Origin of the sequence: Pseudomonas syringae group sp. 243L2 (assembly GCF_032587875.1) — a bacterium.
Taxonomy (GTDB): Bacteria; Pseudomonadota; Gammaproteobacteria; order Pseudomonadales; family Pseudomonadaceae; genus Aquipseudomonas; species Aquipseudomonas amygdali.
In genome coordinates this window covers 670,896-690,967 of record NZ_JAWHPL010000040.1, presented here as the reverse complement: position 1 = coordinate 690,967, position 20,072 = coordinate 670,896, and the positions used below count along the sequence as shown (strand labels likewise).

The following is a 20,072-nucleotide window of genomic DNA, read 5'->3' as shown; positions in this document are numbered from 1 at the left end:
GGGCAAGTCGGTAACGCTGAAAGTCCCGTAGTTCGGGGCTTCCAGCAGGTATGGAGAAGTTTTGACCTTGACTTTGCCCGATACTGCCAGGACGCCACGAGGCGTCAGAAAACCGTAATGGCCTGTAGCCCAGACGCAGTAACGGCTGGATCACTATTTCCAAGGCTTGTTAACAGACTTATCCACAGGCTGTGTAACTGGAAAAGCTGTATGAACGACCAGCTTCAATACTGTTGACAAACACCCCTGAAAACCGGTCGAAAACCCTTGATCAAAATTTAATCAATCGCCTGCAAGCCTTATGCATAAAGGGCTTCAGGCACATACTCCCAAGTTATTAACAGCCGGTTCCACAGTAAACCTGAACAAGTCAAAACGGTGACAAAACAACCATTTGCAGCGGTTTTATGTCGCACTTGGCAGACCCGTCAAAATTGTTTTCCACAATCGCAAAAAGTGACGCCCCGAATGTTTGCACATTCGGGGCGCGCGTCGAAAACGGCAGGGTTTTGACGAACTCAGTGTCCGCCCAGATAAGCGTTCCTGACCTCTTCATTTACAAGCAATTCCTTGCCTGTGCCGGACAGCCGGATCTCGCCATTAACCATCACGTAGGCGCGATCAGACAGCTTCAGCGCATGGTTGGCGTTCTGCTCGACCAGAAAGATCGTCATGCCAGTCGCTGCCAGTTCCCGCAGGGTCGAGAAGATCTGTTTGACGATGATCGGCGCCAGCCCAAGGCTCGGCTCATCGAGCAACAACAGCCTGGGACGACTCATCAGCGCACGGGCGATGGCGAGCATTTGCTGCTCGCCTCCGGACATGGTCATGGCGCGCTGGTTGCGGCGTTCCTTGAGCCTGGGGAACAGTTCGAACATGCGCTGCATGTCTTCAGCCGAATGTTTGTCGCCAATCGGTATGGTGCCCATCATCAGGTTCTCCTCGACCGACATGTCGGGAAACACCCGCCGCCCTTCCGGCGACTGCGCAATGCCGTTGGAGGCGATGTAATGCGAGGACTTCTGGGTGATGTCGGTGCCCTGATAGATGATCTGCCCGCTGGCGGCGCGCGGCTGGCCGAAGATCGACATCAACAGCGTCGACTTGCCTGCACCGTTGGAGCCGATCAGGCTGACTGTTTCGCCCTCGTTTATGTGCAGCGAGACCTTCTTCAAAGCCTGAATCGGCCCGTAAAACACATCGATCTCTTTCAGTTCGAGGATCGGCTTGCTCATACCAGCTCCTCTTCATCAGCGCCCAGGTACGCAGCAATCACTTTCGGATCGTTGCGGATCTGTTCCGGCCCGCCCGCGGCAATCACGTTGCCATGGTCGAGCACCACAATATCGTCGGAAATCCCCATCACCATGCCCATGTCGTGCTCGATCAGCACAATGGTCATGTCGTGTTCATCGCGCAGCAGTCGGATCATGCCGCTGAGCGCCTCGGTTTCCTGCGGGTTGAGACCGGCAGCCGGTTCATCCAGGCAGATCACCTGCGGACGCGTGCACATGGCCCGGGCGATTTCCAGACGACGTTGCTGCCCGTAGGACAGCTCTCCGGCCAGACGATTGGCGCAGTCCACCAAGTCCACGACTTCCAGCCAGTAGAACGCCGTATTGAGCGCATCCTCTTCAGCCTTGCGATAGCCTTTGGTATTGAGGATCCCGCTGATCAGGCTGCGGTTGACCCACATGTGCTGGGCAACCAGCAGGTTTTCAACGACCGACATTTCCTTGAACAGGCGAATGTTCTGGAACGTGCGCGCCAGCCCTGCCCTGTTGACCAGATGGGTACCACCAAACATTTTGTAGTACACCCGGCTGAAGAAGCTTTTCGGCGAAACAAAGTCGGTCGCCTTGAACGGCTCGCCCAGCAACCTGATCACGTTGGTGGTCTTGTCGCGGGTGTGCAGCTCGATACGTCCGCCTGTGGCCTTGTAGAAGCCGGTCAGGCAGTTGAACACGGTGGTCTTGCCTGCGCCGTTGGGGCCGATCAGAGCGAAGATAGAGTTGCGGCGAACTTTGAGGCTGACATCGCTGAGAGCCTTGATGCCGCCGAAGTGCATCATCAGGTGCTCGACGGAAAGAATCACTTCATTACTCATCGCGCACCTCCTTCTGTCACCAGCGCACCCTTGCGCGGTTTCACGCCGGTACGGCTGATGCGGATCAGCCCGCGTGGGCGCCAGATCATCATCAACACCATCAGGATGCCGAACAGCAGCACGCGGTACTCGGAGAAGCTGCGCAACAGTTCAGGCGCAACGGTCAGCACGAACGCAGCGATAACCACCCCTACGGTCGACCCCATACCGCCCAGCACCACAATCGCCAGAATCAGTGCAGACTCGAAGAAGGTGAACGACGTCGGGTTAACGAAGCCCTGATAGCTGGCGAAAAACACTCCAGCCAGCCCAGCCGTCGAAGCACCGATGGTGAACGCCGAGAGCTTGACCAGAACATGATTGAGGCCCATCGAGCGACAGGCGATCTCGTCCTCGCGCAGGGCTTCCCAGGCGCGGCCGATCGGCATGCGAGTCAGGCGATGCTTGATGAACAACACGGCCAGTACGACGAGAAACAGCACGGTGTAGATGAACAGGAATTTCAGGTCCGGGTTGTAATCGAAGCCGAAATATTCATGAATCGGAATGCCACCGTCCTTGGCACGACGCCCGAACTCCAGGCCGAAAAAGGTCGGTGACGGGACCGGCACACCATTCGGACCGCCCGTGAACGACAGCCAGTTATTCAGCACCAGACGGATGATTTCCCCGAACCCCAGCGTCACGATGGCCAGATAATCGCCATGCATGCGTAACACCGGAAAGCCCAGAATACATCCGGCCAGTGCCGCCGCAATTGCCGCCAGCGGCAGCGCCGACCAGAAGCCCAGGCCAAGGTACTGATAGCCAAGCGCCAGGCCATAGGCTCCGATGGCATAGAACGCCACGTAGCCCAGATCGAGCAGGCCGGCCAGGCCGACCACGATATTCAGGCCAAGCCCCAGCAATACGTAGATCAGCCCGAGAATAACCACGGTCAGAATGTACTTGTTGGCGAAGATCGGAAACACGATGGCAATCACGATCAGTAGCGGAATGATCCAGTACAGGCGGGATTTGTGATCAGGCTTGAGCACATGCACGCCGGAGTCGGAGCTTTCGAAGCTCTGGGAAACACGTATGCCTTTGGGTGTTTGCAGAAACAGGCTGATCAGAAAGCGCCCGACCATGACCACGGCCACGAGCCAGGCCACGCGGGTGGGTTGCAGGTTGAAGCTGTAGCCATCGAGCACAATCCCGACGATGGGACCGAACACGATCAGTGCCAGCAGCCCCGCGACCACGGCATCTATCAGGCTTTTCTTGATTTCAACAGGTTTGACGACAGGAGCAGCAACAGGAGCGGACATACTTATACCTTCGCCACGAGTGGGCGACCCAGCAGGCCTTGAGGACGGAAAATCAGGATCAGCACCAACAGGCCGAAACTGAACACGTCTTTGTAATCGGAGTTGATCAGGCCGGAGAACTGCGACTCGGCAACCCCCAGGATCAAGCCGCCCAACATGGCACCCGGCAGCGAGCCGATCCCGCCCAGCACTGCGGCAGTGAACGCCTTGATGCCGATGATGAAGCCGGCATAGAAGTCGAACGTGCCGTAATTCATGGTGATCAGCACACCGGCCAGCGCCGCCATGGCAGCACCGATGATGAACACGTAGGAGATGACCCGATCAGTGTTGATGCCCAGAATCGACGCCATCTTGCGGTCCTGCTGCGTGGCGCGGCACATGCGGCCCAGCTTGGTGTATTTGATGATGTAGGTCAGCACGCCCATTCCGACAAATGCGGCGATGAGAATGAAGATCTTGGTGTAGGTAATTTGCACAAAGCCGCTGCCAATCTCGAAGCGCCACGCACCCTCAAGCAACGTGGGCACGCCCTGCTGGCGAGCGCCCTGACTGATCTGCGCGTAGTTTTGCAGGATCAGGGAAATACCGATGGCGCTGATCAGCGGTGCCAGCCGGGTCGAGTTGCGCAGCGGCTTGTAGGCTACGCGCTCGATGACAAACCCGTATACCCCAGTCACCACGATGGTGAAGACCAGCGTGCCGAGAATCAGGAATGGAAAGGATTCCAGTCCGAAGAAAGACAGAACCGCCAGACCGATAGCGGCCAGGTAGGCGGAAATCATATAAACGTCGCCGTGGGCGAAGTTGATCATGCCGATGATGCCGTAGACCATCGTATAGCCGATGGCGATGAGGCCATAGACAGACCCGAGGGTGAGTCCGTTGACCATTTGTTGCAGGAAGATCCCATCCATCACGCACGCTCACACTGAAAGGCAGCTCAGCACCCTGCCGATCACACCCTCGTGAGGTGCGACCGACAGGTCCGAAAACAATAAAAGAGATGCAGGCTCGCTCATGGGCGAGCCCATCACCGGGTCAGCGTCTGCCGGGCAGAACTGACACGAGGTCTATCTCACTTCTGTTTTTCGAGTTGCTTGTATTTGCCGGTGGCGTCCCACTGGTAAACCACGTAGTCGGAGACTTTCAGGTCGCCTTTGGCATCCCAGGCTTTTTCACCCATGACGGTCTTTACCGGGTGCGCTTTAAGCCACTCTGCGGCTTTGTCGCCCTTGTTGGATTTGGCACCATTGAAACCGGCAGCCAGGGCCTGTATCGAAGCGTACGCGTAGAGGGTATAGCCTTCAGGCTCGTAACCGGACTTGCGGAATTGGTCCACGACTGCCTTGCTGTCCGGCAGTACGCGCGGGTCGGCACCGAAGGTCATGTACACGCCGTCTACGTATTGCGCACCACCGGCAGTGGTGACCAGTTCGTCAGTCACGATGCCGTCATCGGACATGAACTTGACGTCCTTGAGGCCCTGCTCGCGCATCTGGCGAACCAGTGGACCGGCCTCCGGATGCAGGCCACCGAAATACACAACGTCGGCACCGGTCGAACGGATTTTCGTTACCAGCGCACTGAAATCCTTTTCGCCTCGGGTCAGCCCCTCCTCAAGTACCGGCTTCACGCCACGCGCTACCAGTTGTTTGGCAGTGGCATCAGCAAGCCCTTTGCCGTAGGTGTCCTTGTCATTGATGACCGCGACTTTCTTGCCCTTGAGCACATCAACGATGTAATCACCGGCGACCACACCTTGCTGATCGTCACGGCCACACATGCGGAACATTTCCTTCAGGCCACGCTCGGTCACCGTCGGATTGGTCGAACCCGGCGTGATGGCAATTACTCCCGCATCGCTGTAAACCTCTGAAGCAGGAATGGTCGACGATGAGCAGAAGTGCCCGACCACGCCGATCACTTTGTCCTGGTCAACCAGACGGTTGGCCACTGCCACGGCCTGTTTCGGCTCACAGGCGTCATCGCCCGCGACCAGCACGATTTTTTCCCCGTTCACACCGCCCGCCGCGTTGATCGCGTCGGCCGCAGCCTGCGCACCTTTCATGTACTGCTGCCCAAATGATGCGTTCGCGCCGGTCATCGGACCCGCAACGCCGATTTTCACGTCCGCCTGTGCAAACGAAGACACGCCCAATGCAGTTGCCACTGCGATTGCCAGAAAACCTTTCCTGTAAAACGTATGCGACATGAGTGGTGCTCCTGAGGATATTTTTTTAATTAGCAGTGCGGTTACATGATTGCCCGGATACGCGTTTGCTTAGAGCAAGGCCCGTGCCATCACTTTTTTCTTATTGAAAATGTCATGCGTTTCCAGCCATTCAGTAACACGACTGCTCAAGTCGCAGGCCGTACAACCGCTTGAGACGCCAAAGGTGCAACCCTCCCCATAAAAAGGGCAACCCAAGCCAGATCAAATAGCAACCCGACCCAATACCTTTGGACAACCCACCTGTAACAACACGCGTCACCGAATTGCACACGCCCGGTGCGCGAACGCTACGAGACGCACCATTTGAGGCTAGCGGATTCAGCCGCAACTGCCGGAATCAACGCCTTAATCTGAAACACACGTCACGCAACCGCAGTAATAACCTTCCCGCATGCGACCGACAAACGACCTTTAAGCGAGATATCATTCCGATTATTCATAGTGCCCGTGTCTGCACCCTCGCGCCTCGAACAGAGAAACCATCATGCTGAACAAACGTCATCTGCCCTCGATAGCCGCATTGCAATGCTTTGAGGCGGTGACCCGGCACCTGAGCTTCACCCGCGCGGCCGAAGAACTCAACCTGACCCAGAGCGCCGTCAGCAAACAGGTTGCGCAGCTTGAGGAGCTGGTTCAGCACCTGCTGTTTCAGCGCGTCCGCCGCCGTTTGCAGTTGACGCCAGCCGGGGCGCTGTATCTGGCCGAAGTGCGCAAGATCCTGACCCAGATAGAGATGTCCACTCACTTCCTGCGCTCTTACGGCGGAGAAACCGAGGTACTGCGGGTGTCCACGCCCTCGACGTTCGGTGCCCGGTGGCTGGTGCCACGCCTGAAGGGCTGGCGCTTGCGTCATCCGCATATTCACCTGGACCTGATCAACGAACAGGAGTCTGACGACCTGATCAAGGGACGTTGCGACGTGTCGTTCTACTTCGGCCAGGCCGCCATACCGGGCGCGGAAAGCGTGAAGCTGTTTGGCGAAGAACTGGTAGCGGTGTGTTCACCCGAGAGCCTGCCGGTTGAACCCCTCAGCGACCCGACTCAGTTGAGCGAACTGGTCCTGCTACAGAATGCCTTCCGCCCCGAGGCCTGGCACGAATGGTTCGAAAGCCAGGGTTATCACACCGACCATAGCTATCACGGGCCGCGTTTTGAGACGTTCTATATGTGCATCCGCGCCGCCCAGGTCGGCTGCGGTGTCGCGCTGTTGCCACGCTTTCTGGTCGAGGAAGAACTGGCAGAGAACAAGCTGGTAATTGCATGGGATTACGCATTGCCCAGCACTAACAGTGCGTACTACCTGTCCTATCCGGAACACACTGCCGACGTGCCCAAAATCCGGGTTTTTCTGCAGTGGATGCTGGAACAGTTGGATCAACCGGCCCGTTAAGGGCGACAATGCCCACCCATCCGGCCGTGAGCTTTCCGTGGTGACAGACAGGAAGTCGCGGGTCCGACATTATCCGGCTGCTCTGGAGAGCCCGATTCAATGAGCGAGAGCGCCTTTTCAAATCGTATCGTGCAAAGCCTGCTCGACACCGATTTCTACAAGCTGACCATGATGCAGGCAGTGCTGCACAACTACCCCAACGTCGACGTTGAGTGGGAGTTTCGGTGCCGCAACGGGGAGGATCTTCGCCCCTACCTGGACGAGATCAGACACCAGATCGAGTTGCTGTGCGAGCTGTCCCTGAGCCCGGAACACCTGGCTTTTCTGGAGCGCATCACGTTCATAAAACCGGACTTTCTGAGGTTTCTGGGACTGTTCCGCTTTAACACCCGCTATGTGAAAACCAGCATCGAAAACGATGAGCTGTGCATTCGTCTGCACGGTCCCTGGCTGCACGTCATTCTGTTCGAAGTACCACTGCTGGCGATCGTCAGTGAGGTGCGTAACCGGCACCGCTATCCTGACACCCTGCTCAGTCAGGCGCGGGATCGTCTGTATGACAAGTTCGAATGGCTGACCACTCATGCCACAGCCGATGAACTGGCCGAGCTGAAAGTGGCGGACTTCGGCACGCGCAGGCGTTTTTCCTATCGCGTGCAGGAAGAAATGCTTGGCGTCCTGAAAAACGATTTCCCAGGCCAGTTTGTCGGCACCAGCAACGTTCATCTGGCCCGTCAGCTTGACCTGAAACCACTGGGCACAATGGCTCATGAATGGATCATGGCCCACCAGCAACTGGGACCGCGCCTGATCGACAGCCAGATCGCCGCGCTTGATTGCTGGGTTCGCGAGTACCGTGGTCTCCTGGGGATCGCGCTGACAGACTGCATCACCACTGACGCATTCCTGAATGACTTCGATCTGTACTTCGCCAAACTATTCGACGGTTTGCGCCATGATTCGGGCGACCCGGTAAAGTGGGCCGAAAAATGCATCTCGCATTACCAGAAGCTCGGTATCGACCCGATGAGCAAGACGCTGGTGTTTTCCGACGGGCTGAACCTGCCCAAGGCACTCGACATCTTCCGGGCGTTGCGCGGACGCATCAATGTCAGCTTCGGGATCGGCACCAACCTGACCGCCGACATACCCGGCATCGCGCCCATGAACATGGTGCTGAAAATGACCGCATGCGCCGGTCAGGCTGTGGCAAAGATTTCCGACGAGCCCGGCAAGACGCAGTGCAAGGACCCGAACTTTGTCGCCTACCTGCGACATGTGTTCAAGGTGCCGGATTTGCCGAGCCCTGAAAAACCAGCTTGAATTGTCCTATTTACGAGGAGTGAATCATGCACGCCGTACAGCGCCAGATTGCTGAACAGCTCAAGGTCCAGCCACCTTTCGCGGACCAGAACGCGCTACAGGCCGAAGTCGCCCGCCGCGTCAGTTTCATCAAGGAATGCCTGCAGAACGCACGGCTCAAGACCCTGGTGCTCGGCATCAGCGGCGGGGTCGACTCACTGACGGCCGGCTTGCTCGCTCAGCGTGCGGTGAAGGAATTGCGCGCGAGCACAGGCGATAACAGCTACCGCTTTATCGCCGTGCGTCTGCCCTATGTCGTGCAGGCCGATGAGCACGAAGCCCAGGCCTCGGTCGACTTCATCGAGCCGGACGAGCGCCATACCATCAACATCGGTAGCAGCGTCAAGGCGCTGGCTGCCGAGGTGAAGGCGTTTGACGGCCTTCCAGCCAGCTCGGTGGATTTCGTTCTCGGCAACACCAAGGCGCGCATGCGCATGGTCGCGCAGTACACCGTCGCCGGCGCTTATCAGGGGCTGGTGATCGGTACTGACCACGCTGCCGAAGCGGTCATGGGCTTCTTCACCAAGTTCGGCGACGGCGCATGCGATCTGGCACCGTTGAGCGGTCTGGTGAAAAACCAGGTACGCGCCATCGCCCGGCATTTCGGCGCACCGGAATCACTGGTCGAGAAAGTACCGACGGCGGACCTGGAAGACCTGTCCCCCGGCAAACCGGACGAAGCCTCGCACGGCGTGACCTACGCCGAGATCGACGCTTTCCTGCACGGTGAACCAGTGCGTGAGGAAGCCTTCAAGATCATCTGCGAAACCTACGCCAAGACCCAGCACAAACGCGAGCTGCCGTACGCGCCTTGAGTGGGTGCGTGCGGAACGAGAGAGCAGCAACACCATCGTGCCCATGCTCCGCGTGGGTACGCCTTTCTGGACGCTCTGCGTCCGTTTCTGAATGTGCTCTGCGGCACAGTTCTGTGACGCAGAGCGTCACCCACGGCATTCCCACGCTGGAGCGTGCGGAACGATAATCTCAACTATCGTGCGACGCTCCGCGTCTGGTCTTGCGTTTGCGGCGCGGCGCGGCGCATATCTGCGACGCGGAGTGTCAACCAAGGCATCCCCACGCTGCAGAGTGCGGAACGATAATCTCAACTATCGTGCGACGCTCTGCGTCTGGTCTTGCGTTTGCGGCGCGGCGCATATCTGCGACGCGGAGTGTCAACCAAGGCATCCCCACGCTGGAGAGTGCGGAACGATAATCTCAACTATCGTGCGACGCTCTGCGTCGGCATGCCGTTCTGGACGCTCCGCGTCCTCGTTCGGGGGCGTGTCGTTACTTCAGGGTCACAGCGCCTTTCATCATGCTGATGTGCCCTGGAAATGTGCAGAAGAACTGGTATTCCTGTGCCGGGTCCAGCTTCGATACATCAAAGGTAACCGAGTCTTTTTCACCAGCGCCGATGACTTTGGTGTGGGCGATGACGCGGCTGTCGTCGGGCTTCAGGTAATCCTTGTCGATGCCGACAGCCATGCCGTCGGTAACGATTGCCTGGGTATCGGACTTCTTGCTCAGCACCCAGTTATGGCCCATGACATTCTTCGGCAGGCTGCCGGAGTGCGTCAGGTTGACGGTGAATTCCTTGCAGCTCTTGTCGATCTCAATGGCTTTGGTGTTGTACATCATTTGATCGGTCGAATCGACTGTGGCCGAACACTCGGCAGCCAGCAACTGGCTACTGGCCAACGACAACAGCGAAATCGCTACAAGCTTGCGAATCATTTGAATCTCCAGGGCAGGACTTGATTAACGTGATAACTGACGTAAGAAGAGAGTGCCCGATCAGGGCCGGGGTTCCAAGGACGTGCGTCAAATGGTCCCTCGGGCGCTCGCGACGGAGCGCCCTTCTGAAGAACGATTCACGGGAGCAGGTAATTAGGCGCTGACCGGCATCACCGTCACCCGGACATCGGGATCATGCGTACCGCCGCCCAGAATCACGCCGCGCAAAGGCGAGACGTCAGAGAAGTCACGCCCCCAGGCCAGGCTGATGTGCTCCAGCGCAGGTTGCACATTGTTGGTGGGGTCGAAGTCGACCCAGCCCGAAGCCGGACAGAACACCGATACCCAGGCATGCGAGGCATCGGCACCGATCAAGCGGGGCTGGCCCGGTGGTGGCTGGGTCAGCAGATAGCCACTTACGTAGCGCGCGGCCAGACCTCGAGAGCGCAGGCACGCCAGCATCAAGTGGGCGAAGTCCTGACACACCCCCCGTCGCCGCTCCAGCACTTCCACCAGGGGCGTGGCGACCTGAGTCGCCTCGTCATCGAAAGTGAATTCGTCGAAAATCTTTTCCATCAGGGCCTGTACGCACAGCAACAACGGGCGGCCCGGCGGGAAACAGACCTGCGAGAATTCGACGAACGAACGCTTCAGGTGAACATAGGGGGATTCGAAGCGATAGCGGCAGGCCTCCAGAATATCAGCAGTCATCGGCTTGGCGCTGTAAGTCAGCGCACTGCGGGTCACTTCCCATTCCGGCGACAGATTGAAGTCCAGAAACGGCTTCTCCATGACCTCGATACGCAACCGCGCATTGACTTGCAACTCGTCGTGCGGACGCTCGAACGCCAGTCGGGTCAGCGGGTTGCCGAACACATCCAGCTCATCACGGCGCGTGGTAGGCTCCGGAAAAATCTCGAGTGCCTGCTCGGTGCAACGCTGCCACGGGCTGCTGCGCGGCCAGAGATGCGCCAGTTGCTGAGCCAGCGAAACCGGGCTGTCGTACTTGTAATGCGTGTCATGAAAAATCTGGTAGAAGGCGCTCATCAGACAGATACCGTGCGTTGGCTGACGTCATCGACGTGAGCAAAATGGCGCAGCGCCAGGCGGTCGGAGGCCTGCCCACTGCTGTCACCAATGCTCTGCAGCAGATCGGCCAGCCCGTCGAGGACAGCGTCGATGCTGCTCTGACCGAACAGCGGGTTCTCCAGACTGCCAAGGTCAAATGCGGCGAGACGCTGAGCCAGCACCGCCAGGCTGCTGTCACGCGGCGCATCAAACTCGTCGTTCAGGCGGCGCAGCGAGCGTTGCACCAGCTTGAGCTGAAACAGCACCGCATGCGGGTTCTGCTCATCAAGCAACAACAGGTCCAGCACCGGAATCAGATGCGGTACGGCCATGTACCGCGAACGATAAGTGATGCTGCTGTTGCCTAGCTCCAGCAACCACTCCAGCCCGGCTTTCTCCGAGACTGCCGAGCCGCGCAAGAACGCTGCCAGACTGGTGCTGAGAAACTTCAGGCGCTCGATACGTCGCCCGATCATCAAAAAGCTCCAGCCTTCGTCGCGGGTCATGTCGTCCAGCGCAAAACCGGAAAGCGCTGCCAGAGACATCACCAGACGGTTGAGAAAATCCAGCAGCTCGCCAAAATCCGGCTCTTCGGTTTCCAGGCTTGAGGCTTCGCGCTGCAATTCGACCAGCGCCTGCCAGTTTTCCCGTGAGAGCTTGCCGCGCACTTGCGAAGCGGCCCACTGCAAACGCTGCAAATTGGCGCGCAGGCTGAACGGCCACTCGTCGCCCAGCAGAGCAACCAGCAGGCGATCCTTCAACTCTTCGCCCTCCTCGGCTTCGGGCAGCATGCCCAGGCTCTCGGCCAGCGCGACGGCCGCCTGCAACGCGAGGGGATCGTCGTCATCGACATAGCGCGTCAACATGATGCGCAGCAGGCGAGCACTGTCGTCGCAACGTTCGCAGTAACGCCCGAACCAGAACAGGTTCTCCACCACCCGCGACGGCAGGTAAGGGTCACGGCGAATCAGGTCATAGACACCCAGCGTGCGCTGCCCCTTCCAGGGCTCGCCAAGGTGCGAGCGTTCGCCCAGCACCCAGGTGTCCTTGCTCGCACCGCCGCGCTGCATCGACACCACGTCGGCATCGGCTTCGGCGGCCACTCGGGTCAGGCCGCCCGGTAGCACGCGATAGCCGTCGAGGCTGGCCACTGCGTAGACACGCATGCCGATGGCGCGCGGCTGCAAACCGGTACCATCGGCCTGCAGCACCGGTGCATGAGACAACTGCGCCAGCTCCTGGGCGACGTAGGCATAGGGGCGCGACTGCATGCGCAGGGCAAGCGCGTTGCGCTGCTCCTCATTCAAATCGCGACCGAACACCGGGGCGAAGTGCTGCGAAGGAAATGCAGGTTTGATCAACAGATCAGGCAGTTTCTCCAGCGCTTGCGCCAGCACGGGCGGCTCTCCGCACCACCAGGTTGCGACCGATGGCAAGATCAGATCTTCGCCGAACAGGTACTGACTGATTTTCGGCAAAAAGCCCAGCAGGCCAGGCGACTCCAGAACACCACTGCCCAATGCGTTGGCGACCAGCACATTGCCCTGACGCACAGCCTCCAGCAGCCCCGGCACACCGAGCGCGGAATCGGTACGTAATTCCAGAGGATCGCAGAAGTCGTCGTCCAGACGGCGCATGATCGCGTGAACCCGACGCAAGCCGCTGAGGGTTTTCAGGTAAACAGTGGCATCGCGCACCGTCAGATCACCACCCTCGACCAGCGGATAGCCCAGTTGTCGCGCCAGGTACAAGTGTTCGAAGTAGCTTTCGTTGAAACGGCCCGGCGTCAGCAGGACGATCAGCGGTGCCTCGTTGCTGGTGGGCGCCTGACGGGCCAGCGTCTGCTGCAACGCGTCGAAGAAACCCGAGAGGTGCCGGACTTGCAGGTCACGATAGGTTTCCGGCAAGGCACGCGCGACGCTCTGGCGATTTTCCAGTGCATAACCGGCACCCGAAGGCGCCTGGGTGCGGTCGGCAGTCACCCACCAGCGCCCGTCCGGGGTGCGTGCCAGATCGACCGCGTACATATGCAGGAACGTGCCTTCGGGAGGTTTTACGCCCTGACACGGCCACAGAAAGTTGTTATGGCCAAATACCAGTTCAGCGGGCAGCAAGCCATTGGCAATCAGCGTCTGCGGGCCGTAAAGGTCCGCAAGCACTGCGTTGAGCAGCCGTGCACGCTGGGCAATCCCTGCCGCCACGTGCTGCCACTCATCGGCCGCAATGATGTGCGGCAACAGGTCCAGCTCCCATGGGCGGTCCGCGCCTTTGGGGTCGGCGTAAACGTTATAGGTGACACCGTTTTCCTGGATCTGCCGGGTCAGCAAGGCTTGGCGCTGGATCAGCTGCGCCGAGGTGCTGCGCTGCATGTGTTCGTACAGACGACGCCAGTGCGGGCGGACGGCACCGTCGGCATCGAGCATTTCGTGGTAAGTACCCTCGGACAGCGGGTAATGGTCAAGCAGGTCGGGCATGGAAGGCTCGGCAGGCAACGTAAGGACTTCAGATTAGTGCAGTCAGATGTCACGTCCGTGTGCATCTGACGCACAGAGCCACTGTTTTTCTAATGCAGACGCATATCCAGCGTCATCGGCAGCTCGTCGTTAATGTTTAGCGACGGAACGTCCAGTTTGCCCGGGGTGTGACCGATGCGGAAGAAACGTGAAAGGCGACGACTTTCCGCTTCGTTGGCGTTGACCGGCAAGGTTTCGTAGTTACGGCCGCCCGGATGGGCGACATGATACTCGCAGCCACCCAGCGAGCGGTGCATCCAGGTGTCGAGCAGATCAAAAACCAGTGGCGCATGCACGCCGATGGTCGGTTGCAGGCAGTTGGCCGGTTGCCAGGCGCGATAACGCACACCCGCGACGAACTCGCCAACCCGTCCAGTGGGCTGCAAAGGCACCGCGACGCCGTTGCAGGTCAATACGTAGCGCTGCGGTGGTAGCCCGCTGAGATGCACCTGCAAGCGCTCCAGCGACGAATCGACGTAGCGCACCGCGCCACCGGCCGAGCCTTCTTCACCCAGAACGTGCCAGGGCTCCAGCGCCTGCCGCAGCTCCAGCTCGATGCCATTGACGGCGTAATCACCCACTTTCGGAAAGCGAAACTCCAAATGCGCAGAGAACCAGTCGGCCTGCACCGGGTAGCCTGCCGAGTTGAGGTCGGCGACCACATCGGCGAAATCCTGCTCGATGAAGTGCGGCAGCATGAAGCGATCATGCAATTGCGTGCCCCAGCGTGCCAGCTTGGCCGGTGCATAGGGTTCACGCCAGAAACGCGCCACCAGTGCGCGTAGCAGTAACTGCTGCGCCAGGCTCATGCGCGCATGCGGCGGCATCTCGAAGGCACGCAGCTCCAGCAGGCCAAGACGCCCGGTCGCACCATCGGGCGAGTACAGTTTGTCGATGCAGAATTCGGCTCGATGGGTGTTGCCGGTGACGTCGATCAACAGGTTGCGCAACAGGCGGTCCACTATCCACGGCGCGACATCCTCACCAGGCTCCGGCATCTGTGCGAAGGCGATTTCCATTTCATAAAGCGAGTCGTTGCGCGCCTCATCGATGCGTGGTGCCTGGGACGTCGGGCCGATGAACAGGCCGGAAAACAGATACGACAGCGAAGGATGGTTGTGCCAATAGCTGATCAGACTGCGCAGCAGGTCTGGACGACGCAAAAACGGCGAATCCGCCGGTGTCGCACCGCCCAGCACGAAGTGGTTGCCGCCGCCTGTGCCGGTGTGGCGGCCGTCGATCATGAATTTCTCTGTGGTCAGACGTGTGAGACGCGCCTGCTCGTAAAGAAACTCGGTGCGCTCGACCAACTCGTCCCAACTGGCGGACGGCTGCACGTTGACCTCGATCACACCAGGGTCCGGGGTAATGCGGAAGTTACACAGACGCGGATCGCTCGGTGGCTCGTAGCCTTCCAGCAGAATCGGGCATTGCAGTTCTTCAGCGGTCGCTTCGATCACGGCCACCAGTTCAAGGTATTCCTCAAGCTTTTGCAGTGGCGGCATAAACAGATACAGACGCCCGTCGCGCGCTTCGGCACACAGCGCCGTACGAGTCAGCCAGTCGGCCGACTCATCGATTTTCGGTGAGCGTTCGGCGTCGATATCTGTGGACTTGAGCGCCGAGGTCAGCGAGTCGCTGTCGGCAAGCTCGGGGAAGTCCTGGTTATGATCGGTCGGATGAATGAACGGATACTCCGCCGCCTTGACCCAGGGTTGCGAGGCCAATGGCAGGCGATAGCCCAGCGCGGAATCACCCGGCACCAGACGGCAGTGTTCGTCACGCAAGTACCAGCGGCCACTCTGCCAGCTATCGCCGCCTGCATTACGGGCCAACGGCAGGACCTGACCAATCATCTTGTCCAGCCCCTGAGCGAAGACCTTGCGCAGACGCGCGCGCTCCAGCTCATCACCCAGCCGCGAGTCTTCGGCAGTCACGTTGACTGGCAATGCGCCTTCGCGCCACAGGTAGTAGAAATTGTCTTCGTAAGCCGGAAAAACGAAACGGGCCGGTAGTTTCAGACGCTCGGCAACGCTGGCCAGAAAGCGCCCGGCCAGCTCGCCGGTAGCGCCGTAATCCTGGGTTTCATCGGCGATCAGCGCATTGTTGCGCCAGACCGGTTTGCCATCCTTGCGCCAGAAACAGTTCAGTGACCAGCGTGGCAACTGTTCGCCCGGATACCATTTGCCCTGGCCAAAATGCACGATCCCCAGTGGCGCGTAATGCGCGCGCATGCGCTGAAACAGCTCGGCAGACAGCTCGCGCTTGCGAGGCCCCAGCGCAGCCGTGTTCCATTCGGCACCGTCGCGATCATCGATGGACACGAACGTCGGTTCGCCGCCCATGGTCAGGCGCACGTCGTCACGCGTCAGGTCCGCGTCGATCTGTCGGCCGAGGGACTGAATGTCCTGCCATTGCTCTTCGGTGTACGGCTTGGTGACCCGCGGGGCCTCCCAGATGCGCTCGACCGACATTTCGTGGCTGAAATCGGTTTCGCACGGCTCGACCAGACCGCTGATCGGCGCTGCGGAAGACGGTTCCGGGCTGCACGCCAGCGGAATATGCCCTTCGCCTGCAAAGAGGCCGGAAGTAGCATCCAGACCGACCCAGCCAGCACCCGGCAGATAGACCTCGCACCAGGCATGCAGGTCTGTGAAGTCGACATCAGTGCCCGACGGCCCGTCCAGCGCCTCGACATCGGCCTTGAGCTGGATGAGATAGCCCGATACAAATCGCGCCGCCATACCCAGATGGCGCAACAGCTGCACCAGCAGCCACGCGGAGTCACGGCAAGAGCCTGAAGCGTTTTCCAGGGTGAATTCCGGGGTCTGCACACCCGGTTCCATACGGATCAGGTAAGCGACGTCCTGACTCAGGCGCTGGTTGAGGCCCACCAGAAAGTCGATGGCGGGTATCGGCTCGCGACTGATGCTGTCCAGATACGCCTGAAATCTTGGGGTCAGCGGCAGTTTTTCCAGGTACGGCGCCAGCTCGCGCTGTTCTTCGCTGGCATAGTTGAAGGGGATGTTTTCGGCGTAAGGCTCCAGAAAGAAATCGAACGGATTGAACACCGCCATCTCGGCGACCAGATCGACCTCGACGCGAAATTCCCTGGTCTTTTCCGGGAAGACCAGACGCGCCAGGTAATTACCTTGAGGATCCTGCTGCCAGTTGATGAAGTGGTTTTCGGGCAGGACTTTCAGCGAATACGACAGTACGCGCGTGCGGCTGTGAGCGGCCGGGCGCAGGCGAACGATCTGAGGACCCAGTTCGACCGCGCGTTCGTAGCGATAGTGCGTGACATGGTGCAAGGCAATATGAATCGACACGGCGTGCCTCCTGCGAGCCTGAACGGTAATTGAGCCGCGCAAGACTTATGCCATCCGGTCAAAGTCGTGCGCCAACGAGAGTGACATTCCCCGCCCGATCAGGCGCAGCACCAAAATTGTGCTCGCCTGAACTGAAGGTGCAAGGGTCGCACGGAAACGGGGCGCACAGGGCAATAAGGTTGGACCCGCACGCAATATTTACTTAGTGCCACAGACAGATTGATGCCTGATTACATCGTCCTCCAATGATTAACCATTATCGGAGCACTTGTAATGACACAGCTAAATCCCGCGCAACAACCGCTTTCAGAACCGACCCCGGCTGTCGACGCTCACATCGACCTCATGGATCCGGCCGAAAGTGCTGACTACGAGACGACACGAAAAGCATTGCTTGCGGTAATGCAGAGCAGCAATGCCCCTATCAGCCTTGAAGACATTCGAATCAAGCCAGATCCAGCGTCCGGATTCGGCGAATACTGCGCTGAGAAAGCGGCTCTGCCTGCACCGCTCCAAGCCGAAAAGCAGGAGTTGCCGTTTCAGATAGACAGCGATGGCAGCGTCAGCCTGGCATTGATGCTGAGCTACAACTACGGGTTGTCGCTTCCACCATCGCCTGACAAAACGGCAATCAAAACCCTGCTCAATACGCTGGCAGAACTTCGCGCCAGTCAGGAATTGGGGCTTATTGATCAGTTCGACATCAAGGCTATGCTGACACCGAAAAATCTGCAGGACCTGAAACGAGCCTGCACCGAGTACTTGGGCAACGAAGGTGGCACGCTGCTAAGCAAGCTGGGTGCTGAAATCATTGCCTCCTGTCCACTGGCACATGTTCAGGACTCCCCAGTGACGGTTATGGCCCGGGTTCTCAGATCCGGACCGGCAAGGGCATTGGGACAAACGCTGCTGGCACAACTTGATCGGCCTGAGGGAGAAACGTCCGCGTCCCTGATGACACTCATGGACCGGATTTTATGGCATGCCATCAGCAGCGATCTTCAGCAACCTGAGGATCGAAAGCCTGGAGAAATTGCTGGCTACACATTCTCCAGAACAGAAAACCTGGGGCGTAGCCACGCTGACATCCTGAACGATATGCACAGCCACCTGATCAACACGGGCAAGGCGGCGTCGATCAACGAAGCAATACTCGCACGCTTCATACTGGCACTGGAGAACTGCCCTGAATGGCTGGTCAACGGTGTTCCCGACGATCTGCCATATGGTTGTACTGAAGTGTGGGTCAATTTTCAGCATGGGGTCACCCTTGCGGAAGCCATCGAGTTTGGTTCTTCACGCTGGATGAGCTTTGACGACCTGATCGAACTGCCAGTGATCTTCAACAAAAAGATGGACACCGAAGAACAACAGGCAGCCTACCTCACAACCCGCCTGCCCATCCTTCTGGCATGGGCGCAGGCCAACGGTTATATCCGTATTCAGGGCAACCTGCCTTATTCCGAACAAGAGATAGCACAGGCAGTCAGCGCGTTCGAAGAATCCGAAACCGAATCACTTGAAGCTGTGAATGCACTGGTTCGCACAGCGCCAGAACGCAAGGCGATGGCCATCGTCGCCATGACAGAAGCGCGAAGGACGCCTGCAATTCAACAGATACTTGAGCAGGAAGATTATCCATTCCCGCCCATTGATCTACGCCCCAGGCTGGCGGTGCTACGGAAAAGCCATACGCCTGTCTATCGCGATCATAAAGGCACCCTCTCAGCATCCAATCTGCCCTATAACGCTTACGGCATAAAACACGATTCGTCGTCGTTGCTGGAGGTCTACATGGCCGGTGAAAACATTGATGACTGGAGACTGCCGGGGCGCGACAGCACGGAAGGCCTACTTCCCATAAACCGTGAAATGCAGTTGCTGTACAAGGCGCTGCCAGACATCAATCAACAATTCGAGCATGAGTTTCAGGCTTATCTGGCTGATGCCCGCAAGGCTTACGCGACAATCATTAAAAAGTTGCTGACTCAACTGCCTTTCAAGCATCGCCTGGCCATCGAAAATGGTGCCGTATCACTCTACTCGCTCAGACTACCGACCCAAGACCTGATGGCTGTTGCAGAAAGCGAGAAGCATCGAGAACCACTGCGAGGCCGCGCCGGTTTTATCATTGAGGCTGTCTACGAAGGCAAAACAGGGTTCTACGAAGTTTTCCCTCTGTTGATGAGGGTGCGTTATCGCCCTGATCTGAAGGCGCTTATCGAGAATGGTGTACCCGGGATCGAGTTCTGGACGATTACATCCACAATCCCGACGCCGGTGATTGTCAATAAGGGAAGAACATTGCCGTTTGATCAAAACGCCTACCTGCGCGGCGATGAACCGCGTGATGGCGCGACCGCCACCATGATTGCAGAAATTGTTGGCGAGCCATTCGGCCCGTCGAACACTGAGACAGCCCTGCATATGCCCATAACCACGTTTTCAACGCGCTGTGCCAGCATCGCCAGCACTGTCTGCAGCCAGTTGTTCTACGTTAATGAAGATGACCTTTATGCACAATGCAAAGGCATTACCAAAATAGAAAAGGACAAAAGCGCGCCCGGGGCTATCGAAGAGATAACCAATATCCTGATATCTCTGACGCCCTGGCCCGAATTCAAAAGCCTCCTGTCCGGAGAGAAAAACCGCATGAGGGCAGGAGCACTAGGGCTGACGGTCTACATGATTCCGTACGGTGGCTTCGCCGGAAAGCTGCTTGCAGGTACTGCAAAGATCGCCACGCGTTTAGGCAAAAAGCTGATAGCCCGAGTTGGCAAAGTTCATGTTTCGAAATTGCTCATGAAAACGCGCATTACACTTAGAGGTACCACCTCGATCAATATCAGGCCAGCCCCTGACGTGACGGGGAAAGTATTGACTGGCGTCTCGCAATTCGTCGTGAAGCACGTCACCTGGAAGTTTTTGGCGATAAACGTAGGTAAGGGTTACAGTCGCAGACTGATCGCCAGTATGGGCACGCAGGAGCCTCAAGCTGAAGAGCAAAAGGCTACCTGACCTGA

Annotated in this window: 13 protein-coding genes; 4 read left to right on the top strand and 9 right to left on the bottom strand. The window is 58.4% G+C overall.

Translation table 11 applies throughout. The features are described 5' to 3' along the window. Positions 1-518 precede the first annotated feature (518 nt). From RYB66_RS26055 to RYB66_RS26035, 5 genes are all read right to left on the bottom strand, one after another. Positions 519-1,235 (bottom strand): ABC transporter ATP-binding protein, encoded by a 717-nt coding sequence (locus RYB66_RS26055; protein WP_003376368.1) that lies wholly within the window; start codon positions 1,233-1,235, stop codon positions 519-521. Next, positions 1,232-2,107 carry an ABC transporter ATP-binding protein gene (locus RYB66_RS26050; protein ID WP_004654666.1) on the bottom strand — a complete coding sequence of 292 codons (876 nt, stop codon included), beginning with the start codon at positions 2,105-2,107 and terminating at the stop codon, positions 1,232-1,234. Before RYB66_RS26050 ends, RYB66_RS26055 begins: the two co-directional genes overlap by 4 nt. Beyond that, positions 2,104-3,417 (bottom strand): high-affinity branched-chain amino acid ABC transporter permease LivM, encoded by a 1,314-nt coding sequence (gene livM / locus RYB66_RS26045; RefSeq protein ID WP_002551845.1) that lies wholly within the window; start codon positions 3,415-3,417, stop codon positions 2,104-2,106. The genes RYB66_RS26050 and livM overlap by 4 nt, the downstream gene beginning before the upstream one ends. 2 nt (positions 3,418-3,419) lie before the next feature. After that, a complete protein-coding gene (locus RYB66_RS26040) occupies positions 3,420-4,334 on the bottom strand; it encodes an ABC transporter permease subunit (RefSeq protein ID WP_002551844.1) in 915 nt (304 codons plus the stop codon). Positions 4,335-4,495: 161 nt separating this feature from the next. Next, on the bottom strand, positions 4,496-5,632 hold the full coding sequence (locus RYB66_RS26035; RefSeq protein WP_010193574.1) for a branched-chain amino acid ABC transporter substrate-binding protein: 1,137 nt from the start codon (positions 5,630-5,632) through the stop codon (positions 4,496-4,498). 505 nt (positions 5,633-6,137) lie between these two features. Here RYB66_RS26035 and RYB66_RS26030 point away from each other — a divergent pair. From RYB66_RS26030 to nadE, 3 genes are all read left to right on the top strand, one after another. Continuing rightward, positions 6,138-7,043 (top strand): LysR substrate-binding domain-containing protein, encoded by a 906-nt coding sequence (locus RYB66_RS26030; protein WP_010193576.1) that lies wholly within the window; start codon positions 6,138-6,140, stop codon positions 7,041-7,043. Positions 7,044-7,142: 99 nt separating this feature from the next. Further along, positions 7,143-8,366 (top strand): nicotinate phosphoribosyltransferase, encoded by a 1,224-nt coding sequence (pncB, locus tag RYB66_RS26025; RefSeq protein WP_002551841.1) that lies wholly within the window; start codon positions 7,143-7,145, stop codon positions 8,364-8,366. Positions 8,367-8,392: 26 nt separating this feature from the next. After that, a complete protein-coding gene (gene nadE, locus RYB66_RS26020) occupies positions 8,393-9,220 on the top strand; it encodes an ammonia-dependent NAD(+) synthetase (protein ID WP_004654655.1) in 828 nt (275 codons plus the stop codon). Between the two features lie 472 nt (positions 9,221-9,692). Here nadE and azu read toward each other — a convergent pair whose 3' ends face one another. The 4 genes from azu to RYB66_RS26000 all read right to left on the bottom strand — a co-directional run bounded on the left by azu (position 9,693) and on the right by RYB66_RS26000 (position 17,049). Then, on the bottom strand, positions 9,693-10,139 hold the full coding sequence (gene azu / locus RYB66_RS26015; protein ID WP_005731138.1) for an azurin: 447 nt from the start codon (positions 10,137-10,139) through the stop codon (positions 9,693-9,695). 153 nt (positions 10,140-10,292) lie between these two features. Further along, positions 10,293-11,186 (bottom strand): transglutaminase N-terminal domain-containing protein, encoded by an 894-nt coding sequence (locus tag RYB66_RS26010; RefSeq protein ID WP_004666395.1) that lies wholly within the window; start codon positions 11,184-11,186, stop codon positions 10,293-10,295. Further along, the gene (locus RYB66_RS26005; protein WP_044295550.1) at positions 11,186-13,681 is read right to left on the bottom strand and encodes a circularly permuted type 2 ATP-grasp protein; all 2,496 of its coding nucleotides are present in this window, start codon (positions 13,679-13,681) and stop codon (positions 11,186-11,188) included. Before RYB66_RS26005 ends, RYB66_RS26010 begins: the two co-directional genes overlap by 1 nt. A gap of 89 nt (positions 13,682-13,770) precedes the next feature. Further along, positions 13,771-17,049 carry a transglutaminase family protein gene (locus RYB66_RS26000; RefSeq protein WP_316895841.1) on the bottom strand — a complete coding sequence of 1,093 codons (3,279 nt, stop codon included), beginning with the start codon at positions 17,047-17,049 and terminating at the stop codon, positions 13,771-13,773. A gap of 273 nt (positions 17,050-17,322) precedes the next feature. On the opposite strand from RYB66_RS26000, the gene RYB66_RS25995 reads away from it, so the two are divergent. Beyond that, positions 17,323-20,067 (top strand): MFS transporter, encoded by a 2,745-nt coding sequence (locus RYB66_RS25995; protein ID WP_316895839.1) that lies wholly within the window; start codon positions 17,323-17,325, stop codon positions 20,065-20,067. The last annotated feature ends 5 nt before the right edge of the window (positions 20,068-20,072 follow it).

Excerpts from the sequence above, each read along its gene's own strand:
- RYB66_RS26035 (WP_010193574.1), bottom strand. The coding sequence starts at position 5,632 with ATGTCGCATACGTTTTACAGGAAAGGTTTTCTGGCAATCGCAGTGGCA.
- RYB66_RS26030 (WP_010193576.1), top strand. The coding sequence starts at position 6,138 with ATGCTGAACAAACGTCATCTGCCCTCGATAGCCGCATTGCAATGCTTT.
- RYB66_RS26040 (WP_002551844.1), bottom strand. The coding sequence starts at position 4,334 with ATGGATGGGATCTTCCTGCAACAAATGGTCAACGGACTCACCCTCGGG.
- RYB66_RS26055 (WP_003376368.1), bottom strand. The coding sequence starts at position 1,235 with ATGAGCAAGCCGATCCTCGAACTGAAAGAGATCGATGTGTTTTACGGG.
- RYB66_RS26050 (WP_004654666.1), bottom strand. The coding sequence starts at position 2,107 with ATGAGTAATGAAGTGATTCTTTCCGTCGAGCACCTGATGATGCACTTC.
- livM (WP_002551845.1), bottom strand. The coding sequence starts at position 3,417 with ATGTCCGCTCCTGTTGCTGCTCCTGTCGTCAAACCTGTTGAAATCAAG.
- azu (WP_005731138.1), bottom strand. The coding sequence starts at position 10,139 with ATGATTCGCAAGCTTGTAGCGATTTCGCTGTTGTCGTTGGCCAGTAGC.
- RYB66_RS25995 (WP_316895839.1), top strand. The coding sequence starts at position 17,323 with ATGACACAGCTAAATCCCGCGCAACAACCGCTTTCAGAACCGACCCCG.
- nadE (WP_004654655.1), top strand. The coding sequence starts at position 8,393 with ATGCACGCCGTACAGCGCCAGATTGCTGAACAGCTCAAGGTCCAGCCA.
- RYB66_RS26010 (WP_004666395.1), bottom strand. The coding sequence starts at position 11,186 with ATGAGCGCCTTCTACCAGATTTTTCATGACACGCATTACAAGTACGAC.
- pncB (WP_002551841.1), top strand. The coding sequence starts at position 7,143 with ATGAGCGAGAGCGCCTTTTCAAATCGTATCGTGCAAAGCCTGCTCGAC.
- RYB66_RS26005 (WP_044295550.1), bottom strand. The coding sequence starts at position 13,681 with ATGCCCGACCTGCTTGACCATTACCCGCTGTCCGAGGGTACTTACCAC.